General features: G+C 57.8%; 10 protein-coding genes. 2 read left to right on the top strand and 8 right to left on the bottom strand.

Features of this window, described 5'->3' with window-relative positions:
* Positions 1-129 precede the first annotated feature (129 nt).
* From M4951_RS02915 to M4951_RS02890, 6 genes are all read right to left on the bottom strand, one after another.
* Positions 130-2,670, bottom strand: a complete 2,541-nt coding sequence (locus tag M4951_RS02915; protein WP_262024990.1) for a phosphate ABC transporter permease PstA — start codon at positions 2,668-2,670, stop codon at positions 130-132.
* Positions 2,667-5,363: an ABC transporter permease subunit gene (locus M4951_RS02910; RefSeq protein WP_262024989.1), complete on the bottom strand. Its 2,697-nt coding sequence runs from the start codon at positions 5,361-5,363 to the stop codon at positions 2,667-2,669. The genes M4951_RS02915 and M4951_RS02910 overlap by 4 nt, the downstream gene beginning before the upstream one ends.
* A 113-nt stretch (positions 5,364-5,476) precedes the next feature.
* The gene (locus M4951_RS02905) at positions 5,477-6,445 is read right to left on the bottom strand and encodes a PstS family phosphate ABC transporter substrate-binding protein (RefSeq protein WP_262024988.1); all 969 of its coding nucleotides are present in this window, start codon (positions 6,443-6,445) and stop codon (positions 5,477-5,479) included.
* Between the two features lie 292 nt (positions 6,446-6,737).
* Complete coding sequence (locus M4951_RS02900) at positions 6,738-8,492, bottom strand: hypothetical protein (protein WP_262024987.1); 1,755 nt, start codon at positions 8,490-8,492, stop codon at positions 6,738-6,740.
* The gene (locus M4951_RS02895) at positions 8,476-9,792 is read right to left on the bottom strand and encodes a DUF1501 domain-containing protein (protein WP_262024986.1); all 1,317 of its coding nucleotides are present in this window, start codon (positions 9,790-9,792) and stop codon (positions 8,476-8,478) included. Before M4951_RS02895 ends, M4951_RS02900 begins: the two co-directional genes overlap by 17 nt.
* 14 nt (positions 9,793-9,806) lie before the next feature.
* A complete protein-coding gene (locus M4951_RS02890) occupies positions 9,807-11,357 on the bottom strand; it encodes a DUF1549 and DUF1553 domain-containing protein (protein ID WP_262024985.1) in 1,551 nt (516 codons plus the stop codon).
* A gap of 185 nt (positions 11,358-11,542) precedes the next feature.
* Here M4951_RS02890 and M4951_RS02885 point away from each other — a divergent pair, with 185 nt between their 5' ends.
* Both M4951_RS02885 and M4951_RS02880 read left to right on the top strand, forming a co-directional pair.
* Entirely contained in the window at positions 11,543-13,435 is a 1,893-nt protein-coding gene (locus tag M4951_RS02885; protein ID WP_262024984.1) for a heavy metal translocating P-type ATPase, read from the top strand.
* A 48-nt stretch (positions 13,436-13,483) separates the two neighbouring features.
* Positions 13,484-14,098, top strand: a complete 615-nt coding sequence (locus M4951_RS02880; RefSeq protein WP_262024983.1) for a hypothetical protein — start codon at positions 13,484-13,486, stop codon at positions 14,096-14,098.
* Here M4951_RS02880 and M4951_RS02875 read toward each other — a convergent pair.
* Together M4951_RS02875 and M4951_RS02870 are read right to left on the bottom strand one after the other, a co-directional pair.
* On the bottom strand, positions 14,064-14,597 hold the full coding sequence (locus tag M4951_RS02875; RefSeq protein WP_262024982.1) for a hypothetical protein: 534 nt from the start codon (positions 14,595-14,597) through the stop codon (positions 14,064-14,066). The two genes, M4951_RS02880 and M4951_RS02875, sit on opposite strands and share 35 nt — an antisense overlap.
* A gap of 56 nt (positions 14,598-14,653) precedes the next feature.
* Positions 14,654-15,190, bottom strand: a complete 537-nt coding sequence (locus M4951_RS02870) for a hypothetical protein (protein ID WP_262024981.1) — start codon at positions 15,188-15,190, stop codon at positions 14,654-14,656.
* Positions 15,191-15,274: the final 84 nt, after the last annotated feature.

Raw genomic sequence — 15,274 nt, 5'->3', positions numbered from 1 at the left:
CAAGCGGTTCTGACGCTCTTCGGCGGGCTGCTGTGCAGGGGAAGTCTCGTTCACGCTGTTTCTCGTCTGAGGGATATTCTCAATTTCGCGTTGCGTCGTCATCGTGCCGTCTGATCTCTGCTGGATTGGTTAGAACTGCCCCGGCTGGAATCGCCGTCGCAAGCGAGCACGAAGCCAAATCGCCGACAAGTTCAATAAGGCGATCACGCCGATCAACAACAATGTCGTGGTGTAAACCATCGGCTTGGCGGCTTCACTATTCTGACTCTGAAAACCAAGGTCGTAGATGTGAAAACCAAGATGCATAAAACTGCGATCAAAATGCAAAAACGGCGGCGTAAAATCAACCGGCAATTCCGGCGCGAGTTTTAATACGCCGACCAGCATCAGCGGCGCAACTTCGCCGGCGCCGCGCGCCATGGCCAAAATCATGCCGGTCATGATTCCCGGTAATGCGTGCGGCAGAACGATTCGCCAGATGGTTTGCCATTTGCTGGCGCCGCATCCATACGAGCCTTCCCGCAGCGAGTTGGGGACTGCGGCCAGTGACTCTTCGGTCGCGACGATCACCACCGGCAACGTCAACAACGCGAGCGTAATGCTGGCCCACGCCAAACAACCTTTGCCAAACACCGGGTTGGGCAAATGCGACGTAAAAAAGCCGTTGAATTCAGGCGTGGTCGCCAAAGCGACTAAAAATGCAACCGTCGCGGCGACCCACAACAGCAGCGCGAATTTGCCGAGCCATTGATTGCGACGGCCGGTCAATTGACGCCGATTGCCAACCGCATACATCGACATCATAAAAGCGCCGCACGCAGTCGCCGCTAAGACGCCCAACAACAGATACCAACTTCCCGACGACATCACCGGCAGGTCGGCGTTTTTTGGACCACCGTCAATGTAGCGCCCGACGTTGCCAATCAAAAAAGCGAAACCGAACACGCCGAAAACGATACTCGGCACGCCGGCAAGATTGTTGATGCTAATGCGAATGGCGCTGACAATTGGCCCCGGCTTGGCGAACTCGCGCAGATAAAGCGCGGCCAATACGCCAAACGGCACGACCAGGATCGACATGATCATCGTCATCGCGACGGTTCCCCAGATCGCCGGAAAAACGCCCCCTTCCGAGTTCGCTTCGCGCGGGTCATCCATCAGAAACTCGCCCCAACGCGACATGTAAACTCCCAGCTTGCCAGCGATGCCCAGTCGGTTGGCGGGAAAGGCCCGGACGATCTCTGACAGCGGGATATCTTTGTCGATCTTTTGTGCGGTCTGCATATGCAGCACGTAGCGCGCGTTCTCGTCGTTGAGTTGCCGAATACGATCCTGCAGCTTGACGGTACGTTCGGTCGATTCCTGGCGAATTCGGAGGAAACTCTCGACCGCCGCTTGCGTTGATTCCGGCATCGCGTTGACCAACTGTTTGATCTCCGCGATCCGCGTTTTCGGTTGCGTCTGCTGCTCGACCAGGTCGGTCGCCAAACCTTGCGTGATTTTCTGAGCAAACTTGCTCAGCGGCGAATCGGCGCCATATCGCTTTTCGATCTGTCGCAATACCGCCTGGTTCTTTTCGCCGATCGCGTCGAGAACTGCGACTTGCCCTTGTAGCCGAGCTAACTCATTCGCCAACTCCACGATAAAGACGCCGGGATGGGCGATCTCTTCATCACGTAATTCCAATCGCGCCGTTTCTTCTTCGCTGTTGACTTCACCAACTTCAAACTCTTCGATCTCTTTGCGACGCGCAGAACGACTAATGACTTCGTCATGAAACTCGTTAAATTTGTCCCAAGCTTCTTCCGGTCCGACAGTCGCCTGAACGATGCTTATGACGTTTTGCTCATCCGATTTCACGTCGGCCAGCGGCTTTTCTTCGCCCGACTTCAATTTGGCCCGCAACTCGCCGGCGAGCGATTTGTTTTCAGCGACGAAGGCGTCAATATTCGCGGCCCGAACCTTGGTAAGCTCCGCTTCGACCGGCGCGAGCGCTTCTTTGAGCTGCGCCGCTTGATCGGCGTCCGTGATGCGGTACGAGTTGCTTTGCAGTTGCTGGACGATATCGGCTAGTTGTTCTTCTTCGGCCGAGATCGGTCGCTGATACGACATCTTGAACTCAACCGGCATGCCGTAGAAACGTCCCCACGATAGCCGCTCGATCACCATCGCCCACTCGGGCAGCGTCGCTTCGGGCGAGACCATCTCAAATTCGGTGACGGTATGGTAGTGCGTTCCTTCGCGATCGAAGTTGGAGATAATATCGAAGTTGCCGGTCCGATATTGGCGCCGCTCCACTTCAAACGGAACGCTGCCCGCCGCTTCAAACTTCTGCTGAGAGATCTCGCGGGCCTTCGCCAGTTCGGGCGGAAACGAGTTGATCAATTGCTCGGTCAGATCAAATTTTTCGACGCCGGCCTCTTCCCCCAAGTAGATCGCCCCGTCGACGGTTTCGACCTGGTAGAGCTGTCCCGGCCAGAAGGTGCGCATGCCGTTGTAGATGACCAGCGACAGCAGGCCGAAGATCATCAGTAAACAAAGGGCCAGCGAACCGCCGGTTAGCCAGACCATGGGCTCGCCCTGCGCGAGGAGCGAAAGGCCCGGTTTGGAAACGTGCCCTCGTTTCTCCCGCGGCGCGGCGGCAGCGTCGTTGTCAGCAGGCGAGGTCATAGTTGATAAGCTCGTTTACGGAAACGCAGCCGCACAATTTCGGCCGCGGTATTAATCAAAAAGGTGATGACGAACAGCACCAAGGCCGCTGCAAACAACATGCGAAAGTGGGTGCTGTTCTCCACCGCTTCCGGCAGTTCAATCGCAATCGTCGCGCTCAGCGTCCGGAAGCCGCTAAAGATATTCCAATCGGTCACCGGCGTGTTGCCGCCGGCCATTAGCACGATCATCGTCTCGCCAACCACGCGTCCCAAACCGATCATCAATGCCGAGAAGAGCCCGCTCATTGCAGTCGGAATCACCACGCGTACGGTCGTTTGCCAGGGAGTCGCTCCGCAGCCGAGCGACGCTGAGCGAAGATGTTTCGGCACGGTCGCCAACGCGTCATCCGCGATGGTGTAGATGATCGGAATCACGGCAAACCCCATCACAAAGCCGACGACAAACGAGTTGCGCTGGGCGTAACTATCAATGAACGTGCCGCGCGGATCCCAGACTTCAGCGCCAAACAGCGTCGGCAGCCAATAGAGCGCCGACGAGAGCAACCAGGCGAAGCCGAACGTCAGCAGCACCAGCGCGGCGAATTTAACCAGGCTTAACAGGGCGAACTGCGATCGATTCCACTGCAGCGCCCTGGCTCGCAAATAAGGGTTAATAAAGGCGCCGTTCAAAAAGAAAGCGAACATCCCGCCCAACGGTAACAACATCATCAACCAGCCGACGACGCCTGATCCCCGCCCGTCAAGCCACAGCTTCACATTGCCGTCGAAGGCGATCTGCTCGACCAGCGGTCCCAGCAGATACGAAACGGCCAGTCCCAGCAGCAGCGCCGGAACCATGAACCAGAGACGCCATGACTCGAGGATCAAGCCGATCCGCCGCGGCAACAATTGCCACATCATGGCCGCCAAAATAAAGGTGAGCGGCACGACGACAACCGTCGTTAAAAAGAAGGCCAAAAACGACTCCACGATCGGAGCGAACACGATCGCCGCCAGAAATCCGAGAACGACGCTCGGCAGGCTCGCCATCATCTCGACCGTCGGTTTGACGACGGCGCGAACTTTGTGCGTCGTGAACTCGCTGGTATAAATCGCCGCCAGCAGCGCGATCGGAGCGCCGAACAACATCGAGTAGAACGTCGCCTTCAGCGTACCGGAGATCAGCGGGTAGAGCCCCAATTTCATTTCTGGTTCGACGCCGGCCGACGAGCTTTGCCAGATCTGACGCGGCTTCGGATAACCTTCGTACCAGACCGGCATAATCGCCGCTGCAACCGTAATTTCAGGATGTCGCGGATCAAAGTCCCAAAGATATATTCCTTCGCCCGATTCGACCAACAAGCCGTTATCTTTCGGCGTGATCATCGCGCCGATTACCGGAGCGTCCTTCGGCAGATGGCGATCGAGCACGAGTCGTTCGGTCGTCATTTGGTAGACGCGAAAACGACCCGACTCGTAACCGACGACCAACATGCGGCTACGTTCCGACGCGCGCATTGAATTGATCTTCTCGCCAGGCGCCGGTTGCAGCACATGCACGCGCGCCAGGGTAAAACCGTCGCTGGTTTTGCGGGCTTGCAACTCTGGTTCTTCCGTCTCGGCGCCGCGAACCAAAAACCAGCCGCTTGCGCCCCCTTGGCTATCGCCGACAAAAACGGTCTCGCGTCCCAAGATAAAGTCGCAGACGGTTAACTGTGCGTCAGTATCAGGAAGCAGGTCGACCTTCTCGGCCGGATTCAGATGATAGCCTGATCCATCCTCCGCGCTTTCGCGAACAAACCGGACCATCTGGCCCGACTTCCAAGCCAGCAAGATGTCGTTGCCGCGGGCGGTTTGCAGTAGAAACTGCGGGCGTTCGCCTTGAATGTCGGCGATCTCCAACTCGATCGTTTCGTTTTTCAGCGTCACATCGCCGGTCAGAAAATCTTCTTCCTCCTTCAGCGTGCCGTAACGCAACTTGCCGTCGGCCGCAAAGCAAACGTACTTGCGATCGTCTTTCGAGATGCTGACCTGATTGCCGCCGCTAGCCGCTTCGGGCACATGGTCCAGCATCAAGATCGCTTTGTCCGTCACCTGAACCGGATCGAGCACGCTCGATTCGAGCAACTGCACTCGATACTGTCCCTGCGACGTAAGCTCCAAGACGCCGGTCTCGTTCTCTTCCGGCTGATAGGTCGCTCGCTCGCCAGGCTTCATTCCATGAAATTGCTCGGGGGCGTCGACGACGTCGATAAAGGTGGTCGCAAAATGGATGTCGGCAAACTGAATCGAACCATCCAGAAAACCAAGCAGCAGACCGCCACGTCCTACCGACGTGGAAATGGCCGAGAGTTGTTTGTCTTGGAAAAGCTGACGCTCGCCAAGTTTTTCACCGTTATCCACGCGAAACGTTTCGAGGCGCCCGTCATCAAACAACACCCAACCGATCGATTGGTACTCATCGACCGCCAGGTGAACCGGCTTGGTTGCTCCCCAATGCGTTTCACGCGTCACTTCGCCCGAAAGAGAAGCAGGCAATCCTAGTGGAGCGACACGCGCAACCAGGACAACGAACACCGCCAAAACGGCGACGATCGTACCAATTCCGCCAACGGTAATCACGAACTCCGACAGTACGTCGGCGGCGGCGACCGTCCAACGCGTCTTCATGCGACGTCGGCGGCCGGAGAAACTCTTATCGTCTTGCGACATGGGGTGGGCTAATCCGGCGAGAGTCTCGTTACTATCGAGACGCGGGAAAAGAAAAAACGCGTCACCCCTGCATAGCGCAAGGGCGACGCGGTAAACATTCGCAAGCTGCGCGACTACTTCTTGAGGATCATCTCAAGTTGACGCGTCGCGACTTTGGCGTTGAGCGGCAAGTAGCCATCTTTCACAACCGCTTCTTGACCTTCTTTGCTGAAGATGTACTTGATGAACTCAAGACGAAGCGGGTCAAGCTGGCTGCCCGGCTTGTGGTTGACGCTGAGATACAGGAAGCGCGACAACGGGTAGCTGCTGACCGTTTCCATCGACGGTTCGACGTAATCGGTCCCCGTCTTCGACAGCGGCACGACGCGGACGGCGGCGGTTTTGTAGCCGATGCCGCTATAGCCGATACCAGCCTGATCGTTGGCGACCCCTTGGATCACCGCCGAGCTGCCCGGCTGTTCTTTCACCGAGGTTTTGTAATCCCCTTTGAACAGCGCGTTTTCTTTGAAGTAGCCGTAGGTGCCTGAGGCCGAGTTACGACCATACAGACTGATCGCGCGATTGGCCCAAGCCCCTTCCAAACCAAGCTGACCCCAAGTGGTGATATCGGCTTTGCCGCCACCCTTGCGAGTGCTGGAAAAGACGGCGTCCAGTTGTTCCAACGACAAGCCCTTGATTGGGTTGTCTTTGTGAACGAAGACCGCCAGCATGTCGATCGAAGTGCCCAGCTGCGTCGGCTTGTAACCATAGGCCTTTTCGAAGGCGTCGATTTCATCTTCTTTCATCGGGCGGCTCATCGGGCCAAACGTCGCGGTCCCTTTGGTCAGCGCGGCCGGAGCGGTCGAAGAACCCTTGCCTTCGATTTCGATCGTGACGCCTGGGTAGAACTTCTGGAAACCTTCCGCCCACAAGGTCATCAGGTTGTTCATCGTATCGGAACCCATGCTGCTGATGTTTCCGTTGACTCCCTGAACCGGCTTGTAAGACGGCAGGTTTTCGTCGACTTGAACTTGCGCCGAAGCGGCAAGCGGTGCGGTCAGCGCCAAAGCGGCGACCAAAAAGAAGTTCCGGCAGCGGATCATTGTGGGTGCTTCCCTCTGAAAATTGTCACAGATACTTCGAAATCCCCGACCACACTACGATTCGCCGCAGAGGCCGAGCACTGCCAGACTATGATGACCAACGACTGTTAAGATTCGATGAATAAACTGTGAACAAGCGTTAAAAACGTTTTGCGGCAAATTCGGCGAAAATCGATGTGCGCCAATCAATAGTGCATGGAGAATACGACAAGAACTCGTAAATCCTCGGCGAATATTTCATGAAGAACTCGTGTGTGCGTCCTCCACGGGCTGCCCAAGAAGCAAGGAAAGTTTAGATCGACTTGCTCCCCACTTCAACCACCGAAAGCAGCCCGTCCCCGTCTCGATCGAGCTCCTCGAATTGCGTTCGATTCCCGAGAAACTCGGGCCAACTGATATCGCCGTCGCCGTTAAAATCCATTCCCGCGTGCCAATCGGGACGCCCCTCGATCGGCGATTGAGCCTCGCGAGCAGGGAGCGCCGCTCCATCGCGATCTCCCCCCCGATAGATCACGAGACCACCAAAGGCCGGGAATTCAGCCAGCGTAACCACTTGATCCCCATCGGCGTCCAGTTTCTTCAATTTTTTTGCCGCCAAACGCAGTTCCCGCGTCGCCAGGCGCCCATCACCGTTCTCATCGAAGAGGGCGAACAGGGGATCAATCTCGCCGATTCGCTGCACCCGAATCTGACAGGCCTTCACCAGATCGACATTCGCCAGGGCCGTCGACAATTCCTCCAGCGTCACTTGGCCATTCTCGTCGGTGTCAATTGCGGCGAAAGTAAGCCGCTCCACCAGGTTATCGGGGAATTCTTCCTGCTCGAGATACTCGTTCTTATCTCGATCATAGACCTGCAGTAGATTTTGGGCCTGGCTGTTCGATTGCAGCGAATTGATGTCGTCGGCGGCATGAATCAATAGTCGGCCATTTCCGTCGGCCAAGGCTTTGCTCGCCGTAAACGCCGTCTCCTGCAACCGGCAATCGGCGTCGGGAGAGATTGTCAGCGCCAAAAACGCTTCTCCTTCGGCTCGCTCGCCAAAGCGAATTTCGAGCGTGGCGCTCGGTCGGAGCTGCGCGATGCGAGCGACTTCACGAAACTCGAGATAACCATCTTCATCTTCATCGATCATCCTCAGCGGCGAATTTTCGCCGAATACGGTCGCAATTTCGATCGCCGATCCAAAGTTGTAAATCGTCTCCAAAGAACGAAAAACCTGTGGCCAGGCGGTATTTTCATCCAGCACGAACGCGCCTAGTTCGCCGCGCCAGCCGGTACTGCTCGGCATTCCCATCCTCGGGCTGCGCGGGGGAGCCAGTTCGGCGGCAGAGATGATCCCATCGGCGTCGGCGTCACGCGCACGCAGCAAAACTTCCGCCGCTTCCATTTCATCCGCGGATAGCCACTGATCCCCATCTTGATCCAGCACCCGCAAGACGTCTGACTGCTCGCGACTGCGACGAAACGTGGAATATGCGCGAGGATCGACCGAAAACTCGCGGGCCTTGCCGCGATTGCGAGTCAGCAACCGCGGGGTCTCGTCGGCGTCGACGCGACCATTGCGATTGACGTCGTACAGATTGATCAGCCGGACACGTTCCTGCGGCTTTGCAAAGGAAAGACTGCCGAGTTGCCCTCGATTGAACTGCGGGTTATCGGCCAGTTCGTCCCAAGTCGAGATACCATCCCCATCGGTATCGGCCATGCCGATCACCTTGTCAGAGAGGGCCGCCAACGCTTCGTCAAACGGGCGACCATCGATCCAAAGCAAGACCTCCAGCAACAGCGGCTGGCGATCGGCCATCACCAGCAACTTCTGCGGCGTCGGTCGTTTCACTGTCGGTAATTCAGCAACAACTGCTTCCTTCGGCATCTCTTCCGCTGGCGGCAACGCTGCAACCGCTTCTTCGGTCTTGTCCGGTGCGATTTGCTCGGTCGTCGTATTGGACGGCGCAGGCGACGGCGCCTGTTTTTCGGCAGGGCGACAAGCACTCAAACCGAGCAGCAGTAAACAGGCCAACAGCGATTGCTTACGACAACAACGCACGAATCGGCGCCCCCTCGCTGATCTTGATCGGTCGCGACAGAGGAGAAATGTTCTCGGTCGCCGGGTCGACTCCCACCGCCGCACAAAGCGTCGCGATGAGATCGGGCACTTCGGTCTTCCCATCGACCACCTCCTGCCCCCCTTCGCTGGTCGAGCCATATGCTTGACCGCCGGCAATGCCTCCGCCGGCCAAGACGCAGCTCCAAGCGTCCGGAAAATGATCGCGTCCTGCGTTGGCGTTGATCTGCGGAGTTCGCCCAAACTCTCCCATCCAGAGGATTGTCGTCGAATCGAGCAAGCCGCGCTCGTCCAATTCACGCATCAGAGTTGACCACCCCTGATCGAGTTCCGCCGACAACGTTTTGACGCCGGCAAAGTTCGCTTGATGCGTATCCCATCCCAGCCCGTCAGCGCCATGCGTCACTTCGACAAACGGCACACCACGTTCGATCAAACGACGGGCAATCAAGCAACCTTGGCCGAACCGGCCATTTCCATACGACTCACGCACGGCGTCTTCTTCCTGGTGCAGGTCAAACGCCGCCGCCGCTGCGGGATTCATCATCCGCACTGCGCGGCGAAAAACCGTATCGTGCGACTTGGGCGCCGCCGCATCGCGCAGCGCCAAAAACGACTCTTGTTGGCCGCGCCACAGCTTCATCCGCGCCTCGGCTCGCTCTGGCGAAACCTCGCCGGGCAATTGCAAATAGTCGACCCCTAGATCCACGGGCCCTGTTGCATCGGCGGTTGGGTTGGCCGGACCAACCATCGTGCGCTGGCCAACCGTCGTCGCGGCGTACTTTGGACCGAGAAAACCGCCGCCGATCGACGCCTGACTAAATGCAGCGTTTGGATTGACCGCAACAAAGTTTGGCAGATCGGCTTGCGGATCCCCCAACGCTTTCGACAGTGACGCTCCAATCGCCGGATAGCGGAGCGGTCCGCCGGGACGCTCTCCGGTGTGCATCAAATAAGAGCCCCGAATGTGATCTCCTTCCTTGGTGCTCATGCCGCGCAAAATCGCCAAGCGATCGGCCTGTTTGGCCAATTGCGGCAGATGCTCGCTGAACTTGAGGCCGGGAACGCTGGTTTCGATCTCTTTGTACTCGCCGCCGTTGGCATGACCCGGCTTCAGATCAAACGTGTCCATCTGGCTCGGTCCGCCCGACATCCAAAGCACGATACAGCGGCGTTTGACCGGTTGCTCGGCAGCGGCTTGCACCAACGCAGGCAACCACGAACAGCTCGCGGCGCCGAGCATCGCTTGCTGCAAAAATCGTCGTCGATCGGTCGCTGCCATCACCCATCCTCTCGTTAATGATTGAGCATAAACTCGGCGCTGGCGGCGACCGCCCACAACAGATCGCCCAGCGCTTGCTTCTTTTCGTTGGGCGAAGCGGTCGCCAGGTACTCGCTAAATCGTTGTCGCTCTTCCGCGGTCGGCGGTCGCGAGTAGGCGGCCAATGCGATCAACTCGACACGCTGTTCATCGCTAAAAAAGGGAGCTTCCAACGACTTCAAAAACCCGCTCGTTTCTGGCGCCGTCGCCAACGAGACCGGCGGGCCATTCATCAGCGCGAGCGCTTGCGGCGCTCCGGTTTCAAAGTCGGTGCGGTCCAGAGAAACGGTGCGCATCCGAGCGACAAATTGAAGTCGTTGCTGCGATTGATTGAAAGACTGCGGCGCCTGGTTGCTCGGGTCGCCGACCGTCTCACGAATCAGTCCTAGTCTTAGAACGCTGTCGTATAGTTGCTCGGGCGAGAGTGATTTGATCGCCATGCTGGCGAAGAGTTCCGGACGCTGACCAGCAACGTTTTGACTGCTGCGCGCGTAGGCGTCGGTCATCGCCAGCGTCCGCAACAATTGTCGCAGGTCGTAGCCCGATTCGATAAAATATTGCGTCAACTCCTCCATTAACGCGGGATGGCTGGGCGCATTAAGCGGCGAAAGATCATCCACCGGCTCCACCAAACCGCGACCAAACAGATGCGCCCACGCCCAGTTCACCGCGCGGCGGGCCGTGTAAGGATTGTCGCGAGCAACCATCCAGACCGCCAGTTTCTGCCGACGGGTGCCGCCAAAGCGATCACTGGGCGCGCTGCCGCCGGGATAAAGCGGCGCGACGGTTTCTTCCGAGTCGGGAATCTTCACTTCGCCCGCTTCTCGATCGACCAACGAGATTCGCCCCATCGCGCTATCCCGCTTGGCGACCCGGGCAAAGAAGGCGGCGTAGCCCCAAAAGTCTTGCTGTTTCCAGTCATCGAACGGGTGATCGTGACATTCGGCGCATTGAATATGCAGCCCCAGAAAAATCCGCGACGTCTCAGCCGCCAACTGCTCCGGTTTCAAATCGAGCGCATCGTAAAAGTAAACCGGACCATCTTGCTCGCTGCTGGCGGTAATGAACTGTTCGACGATGCGATCGTACCGAGCATTTTCCAAAAACTGCTCACGCAGCCAGGCTTGCAGCGCAAACTGATTTTGCAACTGCTGAAAGTCATCGGTCGGCTTCAAGATGATCTCGCGCCAAGTACTGGCCAAGTGTGACGCGAACGCCGGTGAAGCCAGCAAACGATCGATCAATTGGCGCCGCTTCTCGGGCGAGCTATCGGCCAGATAATCGCGCGTGATCGCCACCGGTGGGATTGTGCCGCTGAGGTCCAGTGAGGCGCGGCGCAGAAACTCGCCGTCGTCGGCCTTCGGCGCCGGCTCAACTCCTTCTGACGCCAGACGCTCCAACAGCCGCTGGTCGATGCGAGCCGTCATCAGAGCCGAACGATCAGGAGGCGCCTCTTCGGCAACCGCGACTGCAGTCGGAACGAGTAAAAACGAGATCGCAAGGTGAACAAGCAGAAAACGAGACATAACGTATCGAGTAGAAAGAGGAGATAGGTTCGACACTCCCGCATTCTAGCGGATCATGCTATGCATGCGAACGAAAAGGGGGGGATTTTCTCCCCTCGGCTTGAAGACGAAAGTCCCCCTGAGCGTAGGTGATTCGCTAGACTGACGCATCCATTGCCAAAAATCCTTCGATTTGACGTGTCTGTATGAATCCGCCAGCAAATTCCTCGGCGCCCCAAGTCTCGTTCTGGCGCCTGCTTTGGCGGCGGCGGCAATTAGCGATCGCTTTACTCGCAATTGTCGGAATCGCCGTTCATCTCTTATTGCGGTTTGGAAGCGATGCGGCTTCGGACACGTTCAACCTGCCGCTGTGGATCACGCTTGCAATCGGGGGCGTTCCGCTGATCTTGGAACTGCTTCACAAAGTTGTTCACTTCGATTTTGGCGCCGATTTGCTCGCAGGTATTTCGATCATCGCATCAGCGCTGCTGGGCGAGTACTTGGCCGGCTCGATCGTCGTGCTGATGCTTTCGGGGGGCGAGGCGCTCGAGTCGTTCGCCGTCGGCCGCGCTTCCGCTGTCCTGCAAGCGCTGGCCAAACGACTTCCTTCGATCGCGCATCGTCGCAACGGCGCCGCTTTAGAGGATGTCGCCGTCGACGCGATTGACGTGGGAGATATCGTCGTAATCTTGCCGCACGAAGTCTCCCCGGTCGATGGAGTCGTGATCGAGGGACACAGCGTCATGGACGAATCGTATTTGACCGGCGAACCCTACCTGATGTCGAAAACGCCAGGGACCAGCGTCATGTCGGGCGCGGTCAACGGCGATGGAGCGTTGACGATTCAGGCAGAACGACAAGCGGTCGACTCGCGCTATGCGAAAATCATGGAGGTGATGCGCAAGTCGGAACAGCAGCGTCCGCGCATGCGCCGACTAGCGGACCAATTGGGCGCCTACTATACGCCGCTTGCTCTGGCGATCGCTGGCGCGGCCTGGTACGTCAGCGGCGATGCGACTCGTTTTCTCGCGGTCATCGTCGTTGCGACCCCCTGCCCTTTGTTAATTGCGATTCCGGTGGCGATCATCGGCTCGATTTCGCTCGCCGCTCAAATGGGAATCATCATTCGTCTTCCGGCGGTGCTTGAACAGGTCGATCGTTGCCGCACGGTGATCTTCGACAAGACAGGGACATTGACCTATGGCGAGCCCCGCATCTATGACCAGTGGAACTCGGCCGAATGCGATCCACTGGAAACGCTCGCGTTGGTCGCCAGCCTGGAACGCTACTCCAAGCACCCGCTTGCGGCGGCGATCCAGAAAGCGGCGGAAGCGGCGTCCGTTGCGACCTATGACGTTACTCAGGTCAGCGAACGCCCTGGCCAAGGAATGCGCGGTCACGTCCACGACCGCCAGGTGCGGATCACCAGTCGCAAACAACTCGCCAAAGCACAGACGGTGGCGACGCTTCCGGAGCAACAAGGAGGCCTGGAGTGCGTTGTGCTGGTCGATGAAAAGTTAGCGGCGGTCTACTTCTTTCGCGATGCGCCGCGCCGCGAGGGAAAGCGGTTTATCGATCACCTGGGACGGCGACATCAGATCAGCAAGCTGATGCTAGTCACCGGCGACCGAGAATCAGAGGCCCGATTCTTGGCCGATCAAGTCGGTATCCACGAGGTCTATTTCAACCAAACTCCGGAAGAGAAGCTTGAGCTTGTCCAACGCGAAACGGCCAGCTCTGCGACCCTGTTTGTGGGAGACGGCGTCAATGACGCTCCGGCTCTTGCGGCGGCGACCGTTGGCGTCGCATTTGGTCAAAACAGCGACGTCACCACCGAAGCGGCCGGAGTCGTTGTTCTCGACAGTTCGCTAGAAACCGTCGACAAGTTGCTCCATATCGGTCGCCGTATGCGCACGATCGCTCTCCAAAGCGCCGTGGGGGGAATCGCGCTCAGCATGATCGGGATGGTGGTCGCGTCCGTCGGCTGGCTGCCTCCGGTGGCGGGAGCGATATCGCAAGAGATGATTGATGTGATCGTGGTTTTGAACGCGTTGCGAGCGGCGTTTCCGCCAAGCGAGTTGACTGATTACGATAAATAGCGATTCCGACCATTCTCTGCATTACACGCACCTTCAAGGAACACGCTCATGCTTCGCTACCTGATCACACTTTTTTGTGCGGCGACGCTTATGCTGGCTACCGCTGCCGGAGCCGCAGAGCCGGGCGAAGGATTGATTGACGGACTGCTCGCCCAGATTCGTCAGCTAGAGCAACGCTTGGAACAGATCGAATCCCAAGTCGACAAAAACAGCGCCGCGATCGATCGCGCGGATGCGCCGGCCGCTAAACCGCAGGTCGTAGTCCAACCGCAGAAGCCGCCGAAACAAGCCAAGCCCGCTAAGCAAGAGAAGACGGAGAAATCGATCACGCTTAACTGGACGCCGCAAGAACCGGTGGACTATTCAGGGCAATGGCTGATGACGCTGCCGCTGGGCGCCGAGCATCAGGTCGCCATCAAGAAGGCCAAAAACGATCAGTTCAAGCTTGTCCGCCCCCGCTTAAACCTGGCAGGAGCCTACAAGGTCGATGGCCCAACGTTGACAATCGTGCAGCCGGATGATCAGCGACTAACAGGATTTGTCTGGACCGCGATCAATCGCAATACGTTGATCTTGACCAGCGAGCCCCCACAGGGACGCACCGGAGCAAGTTATGTCGGCGCGACGCTTACGCGCCTGGGCGAATCGCCGGAATCGAAGTAATCGCATCGTTGGGCGAGCGAACCTCGGGGAAGATCTGCTTCACCCCTTGGCGCCCCAGCAGAAATCGCTGACAAACCAGACCGACGCCCCCTTCGCCGTGGCATACGACCTCAAAGATCGGCTCACGATGAGGAAGGACAGTCGCACGAAAAATCGGCCCACTGAACTCTACTTTGAAGCTGGCCGATTCGTGATAGGACGAGTCGGTCAAAACCACAACGTGCCGCTTCGAGACTTCGACCGGCTTGGTCTGATCTTCTTCGGAAGCGAACAGCAACATCTTGCGTTCTCCGCCACCTTTCAAGATGACATCGCGCTCAGCGACCAACGCATAATCTTGATGCCATAGATCGTCAGGGCGTTGAAACCCTTCGACCAAGCAAGTGCGGCGAACCAGCCAGAGAGCGTTATCACCATAGAGCGGATAGGCCAGGACGGTCAGAATCACGGCGGTCAACAGCGTTGTGATCCAATTAGGCGTCGATTTCGATTCGTTCATTTTGATTGCCATCTTCTGTGAACTCTGTTCGGAAGGTCTGCGCTGCGGCGGGAGTCTTACGACGAAAAATCGAGAGGGGACGACGCCGTAACGACGTCGACAACATAGGCGGGGTCAAATTCGGCGGGAGCGGGGAGCTCCTCGCGGTAGGCGTGTTCGACTCCGTGGGGAGTCAGGCGAAAGTGGACCGAATGAATGTGATTCGGACCATCTTCCAGGACGAGTTCCACCACCGGGTGAAGACGTGGAATCAAAGAAACGCCGGCGAGCTTGCCGACGACATCCAGGCGGTAGACGCCCTGAGAAACGTAGTCTAAGTCGGTCAAAACGACCTGGCGATGCTGATTGCCGCTTCCGACTTGGCTAAAGACCAGCACGCGGCCCTCGCTACCGTCGCACCAGTGATAGGCTTCATCCACATCCAACTGATATCGGCCCGCAAATCCGGGCAACGATTGTTGATAGCCATGAACTAGGGAGATGCGACGCGCCGTTCGCACCACATGCTCTCCGTACATCGGTGCTGCAAGCAGCAGCAAACAGGTTGCCGCAATCCAAGTCTGCGGCGTCACTTGCTTCAGTCTGTTCCACATCGTTCCAGCCCCTTGGTGCTGTGTAGGTCGCGATTGGGTTTCGCGTGGTCTCCGACGACGATGGGGAATCGTGTGGGAAACCGA

It is taken from the genome of Blastopirellula sp. J2-11, assembly GCF_024584705.1.
Taxonomy (GTDB): domain Bacteria; phylum Planctomycetota; class Planctomycetia; order Pirellulales; family Pirellulaceae; genus Blastopirellula.
The sequence above is the reverse complement of the archived record's forward strand: the minus strand, read 5'-3'. Positions and strand labels throughout refer to the sequence as shown.

What these genes read in the sequence shown, in the direction of transcription:
- M4951_RS02885 (WP_262024984.1), top strand. Translation starts at nt 11,543, where the DNA reads ATGAATCCGCCAGCAAATTCCTCGGCGCCCCAAGTCTCGTTCTGGCGC.
- M4951_RS02905 (WP_262024988.1), bottom strand. Translation starts at nt 6,445, where the DNA reads ATGATCCGCTGCCGGAACTTCTTTTTGGTCGCCGCTTTGGCGCTGACC.
- M4951_RS02880 (WP_262024983.1), top strand. Translation starts at nt 13,484, where the DNA reads ATGCTTCGCTACCTGATCACACTTTTTTGTGCGGCGACGCTTATGCTG.
- M4951_RS02910 (WP_262024989.1), bottom strand. Translation starts at nt 5,363, where the DNA reads ATGTCGCAAGACGATAAGAGTTTCTCCGGCCGCCGACGTCGCATGAAG.
- M4951_RS02895 (WP_262024986.1), bottom strand. Translation starts at nt 9,792, where the DNA reads ATGGCAGCGACCGATCGACGACGATTTTTGCAGCAAGCGATGCTCGGC.
- M4951_RS02915 (WP_262024990.1), bottom strand. Translation starts at nt 2,670, where the DNA reads ATGACCTCGCCTGCTGACAACGACGCTGCCGCCGCGCCGCGGGAGAAA.
- M4951_RS02890 (WP_262024985.1), bottom strand. Translation starts at nt 11,357, where the DNA reads ATGTCTCGTTTTCTGCTTGTTCACCTTGCGATCTCGTTTTTACTCGTT.
- M4951_RS02875 (WP_262024982.1), bottom strand. Translation starts at nt 14,597, where the DNA reads ATGAACGAATCGAAATCGACGCCTAATTGGATCACAACGCTGTTGACC.
- M4951_RS02870 (WP_262024981.1), bottom strand. Translation starts at nt 15,190, where the DNA reads ATGTGGAACAGACTGAAGCAAGTGACGCCGCAGACTTGGATTGCGGCA.